The following is a 12,088-nucleotide window of genomic DNA, read 5'->3' as shown; positions in this document are numbered from 1 at the left end:
GCGGGAGAGCGGGGACGTCCCGTCACGCGTACCAGAAATCTCAGTAGACGTCGCGGAGGTAACGCTTGTCGGCGGCGAGCTGCTTCAGATACGCGGTCGCCGCCTCGTCGCTCAACCGGCCGTGGTTGACCGCGATGTCGTGCAGCGCCCGATCCACGTCGCGAGCCATCCGGCTGGCGTCGCCGCACACGTAGAAGTGCGCGCCGTCCTGCAACCACGCCCACAGGGCGGCGCCGTGCTCGCGCATCCGGTCCTGGACGTACACCTTGGTCCGCTGGTCCCGGGAGAACGCCAGATCGAGCCGGGTGAGGGTGCCCGAGTCGCTGAGCGCGGTGAGCTCGTCGGCGTAGTAGAAGTCGGTGCCCCGGCGCTGCTCGCCGAAGAACAGCCAGTTCGGCCCGGATGCGCCGAGCATCTGCCGCTCCTGGAGGAACCCGAGAAAGGGCGCCACTCCGGTGCCCGGCCCCACCATGATCATCGGAGTGGCGGGGTCGGCCGGCGGCCGGAAGTGCGGTGCCTTCTGCACGAAGATCGGCACCTCCGCGCCGATCGGAGCGTCGGCCAGGTGGGTGGAGCAGACGCCGTTGCGGGCGCGACCGAGGTGGCTGTCGAAGCGGACCACCGAGACGGTCAGGCTGACCTGATCGGGATCGGTCAGCGGGGTGGAGCTGATCGAGTAGAGCCGGGGCTGGAGCCGCTTCAGCACGCCGACCCACTCCTGTGCGGTGGCGCGGACCGGGTGTTCGGCGATCAGGTCGACGGCCTGCCGCCCCCAGGACCATTTCGCCAGCTCGCCCTTGTTGTCGGCGCGCAGCAGCGTCTTCAGCTGGCCGGCGCCGCCGCGTTCCGCGGTGAAGCGCAGCAGGTCCTTGGTGATCTTCGTGATGTCGAGGCAGTGGGACAGCACCTCGCCGAACGCCACCGGCCCGTCGAGGTCGACGACGGTGTCGTAGGCGAGGCCGGTGGCGGAGAGCCACTCGGCCACCAGCGCGGGGCTGTTGACCGGCCAGACGCCGAGCGCGTCACCGGCCCGATACTCGAGGCCGCCACCGGTGTCGAACGTGAACCGGCGTACCTCCTTGGCCGATCCCGGCAGGCTGAGCAGCTGGTTTCCGGACAGCGTCGCGGTCAGCGGCGCGGCCTTGGTCGGCGCCGGCGCGGGCGCGGGCACGGGCACGGTCCCGGTCAGCGCGGTCACCACGCTGTCCAGCCAGCCGTGCGCGGTGTCCTCGAAGTCGGGTTCGCAGTCGGCGCGCGGTGCGAGCCGGACCGCACCCAGCTCGGCGAGCCGTTCGTCGAGGCGGCGGCCGTGGCCGCAGAAGTCGTCGTAGCTGGAGTCGCCGAAGGCCAGCACCGCGTACCGGCGGCCGTCGAGGCGGGGCGCGGTGTCGCCGGTCAGCGAGTGCCAGAACGCGGCACCGTTGTCGGGCGCGTCGCCGTCGCCGAACGTGCTGGTCACCACGAGCAGGTCGGCGCCGGGGTCGAGCAGTTCGGCGGCGTCGGCGTCCATGCCGAGCATGCTGATCTGCCGGCCGGTGGCCGCCAGGCGGTCGGCGAGCGTGCGCGCGAAGTCCTCCGCGGTTCCGGTCTGCGAGGCCCAGAGGATCTGAAGCCGGCCGGCCGCCGGCCCCCTTTCAAAATCAAAATCAATGCGGGGTACGCCCATCGCACTCGCCACGAAGCCGTTGAGCCACATGGCCGTCCCGCGGTCGAACGGCGCGTTCTCCGGCAGGATCGGCGGGGCCGCCCGTGCCACCTGCGCCCCGGCCAGGAAACCGGCGAGATAGCGCCGCTGGTCCTCGGTGAGGGCGGGTGGCGTGAGGTCGAGTTCGAGCAGGCTGGTGGCCGGAGGCGGTGCGCTCGGCTCGACGGCGGTCGCCACCCGGGTAAGGGAGACCGCGCAGACCTTGAGCTCCGGCTGGAACGAGATCGGGTCGACGGCGTCGCTGGTCACCGCGTTGACGCTGACGTACTCGCCGAACAGGTCGTTCCAGTGGATCGGCGCGAAGCAGCTGCCGGGCCGCACCCGGTCGGTGAGCACCGCGGGCAGCACGGCGCGGCCCCGCCGGGAGGCGATCTCGACCTGGTCGCCGGCGGCGATGCCGAACCATTCGGCGTCCACCGGGTTGATCTCGACGAACGGTTCCGGGTTGAGCCGGTTGAGCTTGGCGATCTTCCCGGTCTTGGTCATGGTGTGCCACTGGTGCTGAAGCCGGCCGGTGTTCAGCACGAACGGGTAGTCGTCGTCCGGCATCTCGGCCGGGTCCACGTGCGGGCGGGCGTGGAAGACGGCCCGGCCGCTCGGGGTGGCGAACCGCAGGCCGCCGTCGGCCGTGCGGTACCGGATCGGGTTGCGGGCCGGGCCACCGGGTGCGGCCGGCCACTGCACCGGGCCCTCGTTCAGCCGTTCGTAGGTGACGCCGCGCAGGTCGTACCCGGTCTGGGGGTTGGCGAAGTTTTTGATCTCCTCGAGGATCTCCGCGGCGTTCGCGTAACTGAACGCCTCGGCGTATCCCATCTCGGCCGCGACGCGGGCGATCAGCTGCCAGTCGGGCAGCGCGTCGCCCGGCGGCTCGGCGACCGGATGCACCAGGGCGAGGTTCCGCTCAGAGTTGATCATGATGCCGTCGGTCTCGGACCACATCGCCGCCGGCAGCGCGATGTCGGCGTACGCGTTGGTCTCGGTCTCGGCGAACGCGTCCTGCGTGACGACGAGCTCGGCGGCCTCCAGGCCGGCGATCACCGTCCGCCGGTTGCCGACCGACGCGACCGGGTTGGTGCAGACGATCCAGCAGGCCTTGATCCGGCCGGCCGCCATCTGCTCGAACATGTCGACCGTGCCCTTGCCGACCTCGGTGCGCAGCGTCCCGGCCGGTACGCCCCAGACCCGCTCGGTGAACTCCCGATCCGCCGGCACCAGCACCGACCGCTGTCCCGGCAGCCCCGGCCCCATGTAGCCCATCTCCCGGCCGCCCATCGCGTTCGGCTGGCCGGTGAGCGAGAACGGCCCGCTGCCGGTACGGCAGATCGCGCCGGTCGCCAGGTGCAGGTTGATTAGCGCGTTGGTGTTCCAGGTCCCGTGGGTGCTCTGGTTCAGCCCCATGGTCCAGAGGCTGACCCAGTTCGCGGCGCTGCCGATCCACTCGGCCGCGGTCCGGATGTCCGTCTCCGGAATCCCGGTCAGCTCGGCCACCCGGTCCGGCGGGTAGTCGGCCAGGAACTCCGGCATCTGCTCCCAGCCCTCGGTCCAGGCCGAGATGAACTCCTGGTCCGGCTCCAGAAGGTGCAGCAGGCCGTTGAGCAACGCCAGGTCGGCGCCGGGCCGGATCCGCAGGAAGAGGTCGGCCTTCTCCGCGGTGGCGGTACGCCGCGGGTCCACCACGATCAGCTTGGCCCCGGCCTTGACCCGCTCCATCATCCGCAGGAAGAGGATCGGGTGGCAGTCGGCCATGTTCGAGCCGATCACCAGGAACACGTCGGCGTGGTCGAGGTCGTCGTACGAGCCGGGCGGCCCGTCCGCCCCGAGCGAGAGTTTGTAGCCGGTGCCCGCGCTGGCCATGCACAACCGCGAGTTGGACTCGATGTTGTTGGTCCCGATGTACCCCTTGACCAGCTTGTTCGCCAGGTACTGGGCCTCCAGCGTCATCTGGCCGGAGACGTACATGGCGAAGGCGTCCGGGCCGTGCTCGTCGATGATCGCGCGCAGCCGGCGGGCGGTTTCGCTGATCGCCGAGCCGGCGTCGATGCGCCGCGGTTCGCTCCCGCGCTGGTGCCGGATCAGCCCACTGTCCAGCCGGCCGGACGCGGCGAGCAGGTCGGCGCTCGTCGCACCCTTGGTGCAGAGCCGGCCGGCGTTCGCCGGATGTTGCTTGTCGCCGCTCGCCTTGACCACCCGGCGCCGGCCGTCGACGCCGGTGGACAGGTCGAGGACCATCCCACAGCCGACGCCGCAATACCCGCACACCGTTCGCACCTGGGTGACATCGGCAGTCACACGCACCTCTTCCAGCCTGGGTCCGGCACTCACGCTAGGAACTCGCCGTTTCCGGACGGTCAAGCGGAAGTGCGTCCCCGATTACCCGCGCGTCACCTCGGGCTCGCGCGCGTTGTGATCGAGGTTGGCCGGAGACGGACCCGCCCCATCGGACCGTCGGTCCGATGGGGCGGTGCGAGATGTTGCTCGGGAGTCAGCTGTCCGAGGACTTGTCCGACCCGGCCGCGGCGGTTGCCTCGGTCCGGTCGGTCTCCTCGTCCGCGTCGTTCTGAGCGGCGTGGCGCGGGCTGCCGTTGCGCTGCGCCGGCACGCCGGCCTCGGCGGTCCTCGGGCCGCGGGTCAGCATGACGCCACCCACGACAGCGAGGATCAGGCCGAGCACGCCCAGCAGGAGCGGGCCCCACAGGCCGACCAGGTTCAGCTTCTGGCGGTTGTCGGCGGCGGTCTCGGCCGCCCGGGTGGTGGTGTCCTCGGTGTAGAGGAAGGTGGCGTCGAGGATGTCCACCGAGGTGCCGTCGTTACCGACCAGGGACTTCTTCTGCTGCTCCTGGACCCGGATGAACTGGCCGGTGGTCGGCTCCACCCACACCGTACGGGTGTTGCTGTAGGTCACCTCGCCGGAGGTGGCGGTGGGCAGCAGCTGGCCCAGGATCACCGCGAGGCGGTCCGCCGGGAGCTCCTGCGTCGCGTTCTGGATCTCCTGGACGAACTGGTAGGTCTCCAGCCCGGCGACCTCTTCGGTCTTGACGAACTTCGCCGGCTCCGCGCGCAGCAGGTCCCGGTCGAAGATGTCGTAGCTCTCCTTCTCGGTGCCGAAGGGGAACTTGTACATGTGGCCGGTGTAGTCGACCGGCTGCCGGTTGTTGCCGGTGTCCAGCCAGGCGCCGTCCCAGTCCACCGCCGCGCCGGTCTTGCGGTCGACCGCGAGCGAGGTGCTGTACGCGCTGATCAGCTCGTTGGTGTCGGTACGCGTGACCTGCTGGCCGGCCACCCACACCAGGGCGGTGCCGTCGAGGTCGTCGGAAAGCTTGGTGGTCTCTTCCGTGTCCGGCTGGACGGTGACCGTCGAACGCAGTGTGCCGGAGTTGACCTTGGCCTCGCCGTTGGTGATCTGGAGGAAGCGTGCGTTCGGCGCCTCGGCCACCGACTGCGTCATCTCCATGTCGTACGGCAGCTGCTTGACCGCGGGCGCCACGAAGAACGCCAGGCCGCCGGCGAACACCAACGCCAAGACGCCGAGACCGAACAGCACGGTGCCGATGACGCGGGACTTCATATGTCCTCCACGAGGTGGAAACGGGAAAGTGGCACGAGTGATGTATGCCAAGCTTGCGAGAGGTTACTACTGAGTCACATCCGGAAGCGAGACCCTGGCCACATCTTCCTGAACGATCGCTGAAACGGACTCGCCCTCGCGCCGCAGCACGACGGTGAAATTCCATGTCAGGGTCTCCCGGAGCACCGGCACCCGGGCGACCCATTTGGCCCACCGCGGGTGATAACGGGGCAGCACGTCGACCACGGCGACGTCACCGGCGCGACGGGCGGACCGGACCCAGCGCATGGCGCGGGCCGCACTGACCGGAAAGAGCGTCTCCATGAAGCGGTTCTTCGGCTCCCGGCCGTTCTTGCGCTGGTAGCGCCGCCGGGCCCGGTCACCGCCGAGGAAGTGCCAGGGCGCCGTCTCGTGCCCGCCGTGCGGTGACCACCAGGGCGTGAACGACATGTAGATCGTTCCGCCCGGGCGGGTCACCCGCACCATCTCGGCGAGCATCGCCTCCGGCGCGTCGACGTGCTCCAGCACGTTCGACGAGTAGCAGACGTCGAGCGCACCGGAGCGAATCGGCAGCGCGGTGCCACTTCCCCGGACCATGCCGTTGACCTGGGCGCCCGCCGCGGCGAAGTCGCCGACCGCCGGATCGATGCCGAGGTACGTCGCGCCGGCCTCGCGGAACTCCGACGAGAAGTAGCCCGGCCCGCCGCCGACGTCCAGCACCCGCGCGCCCGCCAGATCGACGTACGAGCCCAGCTGTCGCACCGAGTCCTTGGCGAGCAGCGAGTAGAACCGGTCCGGGTCGGTCTGCTCGACCAGGAACGCCTTGTACAGACCCACCGACCGGCGCAGTGACGCCCGGTACGGCTCGGTAGCGGTGTCCGGAATCGGTTCCTCCTCGGGTAACGCCTTCTCGTCCGGCCGGCCGGCCGAGGGTGCGACGGTGGCGGCTACCCAGCAGACCGCCGCCAGCATGGCCAGTTGCACCGCGGCGTCGTACGCCCACTCCTGCCCGTGGCCGAGAAGCCGCCCGCTCACCGCGACCCCGAGCCCCACCAGGGCGCTCAGGAACGCCAGGCCGGGCAGCGCGCCGGGCCGGAGCTGCCGGACGATGAGGGCGATCAGCAGCAGCGCGGCGGCCGCCGCTCCGCCCAGGGCGACCGCCAGCGCCATCAGCGGCACCACGATCCAGCCCGGCCCGCCGGGGATGGCGCGGAACGCCCGCGCCGGCGGCCGGGTGACCGGCGCCCAGCGCCGCCGGACCGGCGCCAGGGCCAGCAACACCACCAGGAAGACGCACACCGCCCCGGCCAGGAGCCCCATCCGGTACGGCTGGTCCGGGGTGAACCGCAGGGTGACCAGGCCGCCCTCACCGGCCGGGAGCACGAACGCCTGTTGCCAGCCGTCCACCCGCACCGGGCGCAGCTCTTGATCACCGAGCGTGGCCACCCAGCCCGCGTTGTGGTTCTCCGACACGACCAGCAGTGATGCCTCGCCGGCGGCGACGGTGAACGTCCGCTCGGTGCTGTCCCACTGCTCGATGCGCACGTCACGCCGGGCGACAGCCGGTGGCGTCGCCGGAGCGCGGTCGCGGACGAGCGCCGCCGAATCCGCCACGAACGACGCGGACGGGACGGTACGCAGGTGGTGGTCGCCCGCCGCGAGCTGGACGAAGTCGCTCGCGAAATCGTCACACACGGTAACTGGCAGAGGACGGCCCGCCCGGATGTCCGCGAGGGTGCCGGAAACCGACGTCGGGTAGGAGTCGCCGTCGATCTCGACGGCCGGGCCGGCACCGCACGGGGCGGCGATCGGTGTGCTGTCGCTCGGCGGTGTCAGCAGCCCGGCCAGCCCGGGCACCTCGATCTCGGCGACGCCGGCCGGGGCCGGCCAGCCGTTGCCCCGGGTGTCGGCGATGACCCGCTCGGCGGCGGTGACGGTCACCTCGAGCCGGTTCGTGGTGGCGGCCGGGAAACGCACCCAGCCGTCCGGGCCGATGTCGGCGACGGCGTCACCGGCGGTGGTGCGTACCAGGACTTGAGTCGGCCGGGCGGCCGCCGGTTGCCGGGGCACCACCAGGCGGAACCGGTCGAGCCGGCGGTCGCCGGTCCAGGCCAGCCGCAGGGTGGGGCTGGCGTCGGTCGGGTCGGCGAGCCAGGCGGTGGCCGGATCGCCGTCGGACGCGGCGTACGCGGCGACCGTGACATCACCGGTCAGCGTCGACGAGGCGGACGCGGTCACCGGGCGGGCCAGCGGCACCGGACCTCCGGGCCGGGGCAGAGCCGTCAGCTTCACGTCGTAGGCACCGCTCACCGGTGTGGTGAAGAAGCGGTCGATGCCCAGCGGTTCCTCGCCGGCCCGGGCGAGGAACTGGTCGCAGCGGACCCGCCCGTCGATCGGGAAGCAGGCGCCCCGCTGTTGCGGTGCGCGCTGGAACGAGTAGACCGGGGCGGCCGACTTCCCGGCGTCGGCCGGAACCCGCATGGCCCGCTCCGCGATGAGCCCGGGGATGCCCAGCTCGCGCAGGGCGACAGCACCCTGGAAACCCTGGCGCAGGGCCAGCACCGTGACCCGCACCGAGGTGGTGAGACCGGGCAGGGTGGACAGTTCGTGCGGACCGGGCGTGGCCGGCACCGCGCGGTCCACGATGCCCTGGTCGGTGGTGAGCCGTACCAGCGCCACCGGGGCGGCGATCCGCAGGTCTTCGGCGAAGTCGACGGTCACCGAGGTGACTCGCTTCGCCGTCTCCGTCTCCACCTCGATCCACTGCCCGGCGGCCGGCTGGTACGGGTCGGACCGCCAGGCCGTCGACGAGTCGCCGTCGAGCGCCGCGAAGGGCAGGGCCGACGGGTCGGTCGCACCGAGCGAGTCGGCGAAGCTGGCACCGCTGGACGCCTCGACACTACGGATGCCCTGGTAGGCGGCGACCGTCTGGTGACCCTTGGCCGGGAACGGGAGCAGGTCGCTGCGTACCCGGCCCTGGCGGGTCTCCTCGTCCTCGGTGAGGGTGTGGCTGACGTTGTCGCGCGAGCGCCCGATGTTGAGCTCCCGGCGGCGCAGACCGTCGGTGACGATCCGCGGCCCCTGCGCCTCCGGCACGGCCAGCTTGCCGTCCTGGTCGCCGGCGAGCACCGCGGGCTGCCCGGGGTCGAGGAGTCCCTGCTCGAGGACGCCCGGCAGCGACTCCGGGCCGCCGCTGATCACCGGCGTGCCGGCCAGCGCGGTCGCCGAGACCACCGGCACCTCGCGCTCCACCTCGAAGATCTCGATGGCCGGCACCGAGATCTCCGCGTCGACCGGGCTGGTGGCCGAGCCGCCCGCGCCGACCCGCGGGCCGAACGTGGCGGCCGGTTTCAGGCCCGGCGAGCTGGTGATCGTCCGGCGGACCACGGCGATCGGCGGTGCACCGGACGCGGTCCGGTTCAGGTCGTGCCGGACGAGCAGGTAGCGGTAGCCGGAGCGGGCGAGGAACCCGGCCAGGGCGGCGGAGCCGCGGCCCTGCGCCAGGACGGCCTCGACGGCGTCCATCACCCGGATGTTGCCCTCCGAGCCGAGCGGGACCTGGTGGCGGGTGGACCAGGGCGCGCCGGCGAGCGGCTGGATCGGCTCGTCGACCGTCCGTCCCCAGGTGTGCTGTGCGAAGCCGGAACCGGGCACCACCAGGGTGCGGGCCCGCGCGTCCTGGTCGGTGAGCCAGCCGGTGGCCTGGCTCCAGTAGGAGGGCACCGAGGACCAGCCGGGGCCGGGACGCAGCATGAGCATCCAGGCCGGTGCCGCGGCGACGACGAGCAGCGCCGCGACGACCGGTGCGGCCGGGATCCGGACCCGCCGCCAGGCGATCGCCTTGCTCGCGGCGTACGCGATGCCCAGCGCGATCGGCAGGCGCAGCACCGGCTCGAACTTGTGCACATTGCGCAGCGGTGCGAGCGGGCCGTCGAGCAGTTCGCGCATCTGCGGCGCGAACGGGCTGTCCAGGGTGCCGACGTAACCCATGGTCAACAGGGTCAGGCCGGTCAGCGCGCCGATCACCAGGAAGCGCCGCTCGGGCAGCCCGCGCAGCGCCAGGCCGAGCAGTCCGACCGCGGCGACCAGGGCGGTGCCCGCCATCAGCGCCGGGTTGTCGACGAGCGCCCAGCCGGCCGGCCACCACGGCTCACCCTGAACGATGTAGCCGCTCCACTGGTTGGTGCCGCGAACGGCCTGGAAGAGCGAGGTGATCGCGGTGGTGGTCGCGGAGGACTCGATGTAGTCCAGGAACGGCAGGCTGTACTCGCCGAAGAGCAGCAGCGGGACGATCCACCACAGGGTGGCCCCGACGATGCAGACACACCACCAGGCCATCAGCACCAGCAGATGCCGGTCCCAGCGGCGGGTGAGCAGCCACAGGCCGGGCAGCACCAGCGCCATCACCACGGCGGCCGCGTTGATCCCGCCCATGAACAGCACGGCCAGGCCGGAGAGCGCGGCGGCACGGCGGGGCGAGCCGATCCGGCGTACGCAGATCAGCGGCAGCAGGGCCCACGGCAGGAAGACCACCGGCAGCATCTCCGAGGAGAGCGGACCGATCTCGGTGAGCATCCGCGGAGCGAGCGCGTACGCCAGGGCGCCGACCACCCGCCCCGGCTCGGTGCCGATCCGCAGCACCCGGGCCACCAGCAGCACTCCGAAGTACGCCGCGCAGAGCAGCAGCGCGCACCAGACCCGCTGGGTGATCCACGGCGGGACGCCGAGCAGGTCACCGGCGGCGAAGAACGGGCCCATCGGGAACAGGTAGCCGTACGCCTGCTGCTGGAGCTCGCCCGAGGTGGCCCACGGGTTCCACAGGTGCAGGGCCCGTTCCATGAAACCGATCGGGTTCTCGGCCAGGTCGATCTTGGTGTCGAAGGTGGTACGGCCGGGACGCTGGACGAAGGCGATCACCACGAGCACCAGCGCTCCGGCGATCGCCAGGTACGAGCGGCGCGGGGCGTGCGGTGTGGCAGCCACGGTGGGCGTCCGCTCCCGGAGGGCGGCGGTCATCGGCGGCACTCCGGGGGCAGGCAGCTGAATTGGGCCAGCGAAGTGTAGAAGATATCTCGGATTCCGGAAGGCTTCGCGGTGAGCGCGACCTGCCCGCCGGTGACCTTGGCGATCTGGTCCAGCTCGTTCTTGTCGACGCCCGGTCCCACGCCGATGAACAGGATCGGCAGCGGCCGTTTCGGATCGACCAGTCCCTTGAGCTCGCGCAGCAGCCGGGCCCGGCTGATCCCGTCCGGGTTGTCGTCGCGCCCGTCGGTCAGGATCAGCACCATGTTGATCTTTCCGGGCTGCCAGTTGCGGGTGCCGTCCCGGTACGCGGCCAGAGTGGTGTCGTAGAGCCCGGTCGCGCCGTTCGGCTCGACCTTGATCCGGCCGACCCGGTCGAGCATCTGCTGGCGGCGCGGGCCGATCGGGCCCACCGGGATCACCTCGCGGTAGTCGCGTGCGCCGTCGAGGTCGGTGGAGAACTCCCAGACACCGAGCTCGGTCGTGCCGAGCAGCAGGTTGGACCCGTCCTGCGCGGCCTTGATGGTGGCGCTCATCCGGGTCTCCTGCGATCCGGGCACCGATTCGGCCATCGAGCCGGAGATGTCGAAGACGGCCAGCATCCGAGCGCTGATGTGCACACCGCCCCAGGTGTGGAGCAGGTCCTCGGTGGCCGCCACATCGGGAAGCGGAGCCGGCGGGTAGTCGGTGGTGCGCACCTTGGTGGCGGCCGGAATCGACTTCGGCGGCTGGCCGGCCGGGGTGCGCAGCCCGTTCTCGGTGAACACGGTCGCGCCGTCGTCGGCGAGCATCGAGTGCAGGAAGGCGGTGGCCACCTCCCGTCCGCCGCCGGTCGAGGTCAGCACCGCGTACGGGTAGTCGGGGCCGGGAACGGCCGCCGGCGGGTAGACCGCGACCTGCCGCTTACCGGCCGCCGCGTTGCGCAGCACCTGCTGCTCGGTGCTGATCACGGAGAACTCGTTCATGCCGGGCCCGGTCGGATCGGGCACCGCCTCCCCCGCCGTCGAGACGGTGTCCCGGGTGAGCCGTCGCATGATCGCCACCGTGCCGGCCGGATCGGACTTGGCGAGCGCCCGGATGCCGACCAGTGCGCCGAAGCCGAGCGGGCTGGTCGCCGGGTCGGGCAGCGACACCGCGACGGGCAGTTTGGCGGCACCGACCAGGCCGGGCCAGTCCAGCGTCCGCCGCTCGCGGGTCAGCCGGGTCACCGAGGCGCCGTCCAGGGCGAGCACCACCGGCGTGGTCGCCACCGAGACACCGTCGTCGGGGACCTGGAACGCGCCGACCGCACGGGCCCGGCGCAGCCACAGCGTCGACTCCGGCAACCAGACGTCGGGTGCCGGGGTGGCCGTCCGGCCGGGGCCGGCACTGGCGGAGGCGCTCGCGCTGCCCCGGACGGACGGCGACGGGGAGGCGGTGGCCGGAGCCGTAGCGGCGACCGGCACGGTTCCCGCGATGGTCCGCAGCACGTCGGCCGACTCCCGCCCCTCGACCAGGACGTCGAGGCAACGCTGACGCTCGGTGAACCGGTCGGCGAGTTCGCGGACCGGTTCGGCGATGCTCGGCGCCGTCACGACCCGCAGCGTGGTCCGTTCGTCGCACCCGGGTTCACTTCTGGTGCGATCGACATAAGTAAATCCGGCCCAGCCGGCGAGGACCGCGATCAGCGCCACGCTCAGCAGCGTGACCGGCCAGAACTCCGGTCGCGCGCGGAGGCTCCCGTCGGCCACCCAATGCCTCCCGTTGTTTCGCCACCGTTGCGGATGTTCACGGGGCTGCCCTAGTGTGACCCGACC

4 protein-coding genes are annotated in these 12,088 nt (G+C 71.8%); all 4 read right to left on the bottom strand.

Features of this window, described 5'->3' with window-relative positions:
* Nucleotides 1-40 precede the first annotated feature (40 nt).
* The 4 genes from I4J89_RS41585 to I4J89_RS41570 all read right to left on the bottom strand — a co-directional run bounded on the left by I4J89_RS41585 (nucleotide 41) and on the right by I4J89_RS41570 (nucleotide 12,022).
* On the bottom strand, nucleotides 41-3,994 hold the full coding sequence (locus I4J89_RS41585; protein ID WP_196419722.1) for a bifunctional nitrate reductase/sulfite reductase flavoprotein subunit alpha: 3,954 nt from the start codon (nucleotides 3,992-3,994) through the stop codon (nucleotides 41-43).
* Between the two features lie 193 nt (nucleotides 3,995-4,187).
* Complete coding sequence (gene pgfA, locus I4J89_RS41580) at nucleotides 4,188-5,270, bottom strand: cell envelope lipid trafficking protein PgfA (protein ID WP_196419721.1); 1,083 nt, start codon at nucleotides 5,268-5,270, stop codon at nucleotides 4,188-4,190.
* Nucleotides 5,271-5,336: 66 nt separating this feature from the next.
* Nucleotides 5,337-10,286, bottom strand: coding sequence for an alpha-(1->3)-arabinofuranosyltransferase domain-containing protein (locus I4J89_RS41575; protein ID WP_196419720.1), 4,950 nt, complete (start codon nucleotides 10,284-10,286; stop codon nucleotides 5,337-5,339).
* Complete coding sequence (locus I4J89_RS41570) at nucleotides 10,283-12,022, bottom strand: substrate-binding and VWA domain-containing protein (protein ID WP_196419719.1); 1,740 nt, start codon at nucleotides 12,020-12,022, stop codon at nucleotides 10,283-10,285. Before I4J89_RS41570 ends, I4J89_RS41575 begins: the two co-directional genes overlap by 4 nt.
* Between the last annotated feature and the right edge of the window lie 66 nt (nucleotides 12,023-12,088).

It is taken from the genome of Actinoplanes aureus (assembly GCF_015704865.1).
Lineage (GTDB): Bacteria > Actinomycetota > Actinomycetes > Mycobacteriales > Micromonosporaceae > Actinoplanes > Actinoplanes aureus.
The sequence above is the reverse complement of the archived record's forward strand: the minus strand, read 5'-3'. Positions and strand labels throughout refer to the sequence as shown.

Coding starts and splice junctions, on each gene's coding strand:
- pgfA (WP_196419721.1), bottom strand. CDS start 5,270: ATGAAGTCCCGCGTCATCGGCACCGTGCTGTTCGGTCTCGGCGTCTTG.
- I4J89_RS41575 (WP_196419720.1), bottom strand. CDS start 10,286: ATGACCGCCGCCCTCCGGGAGCGGACGCCCACCGTGGCTGCCACACCG.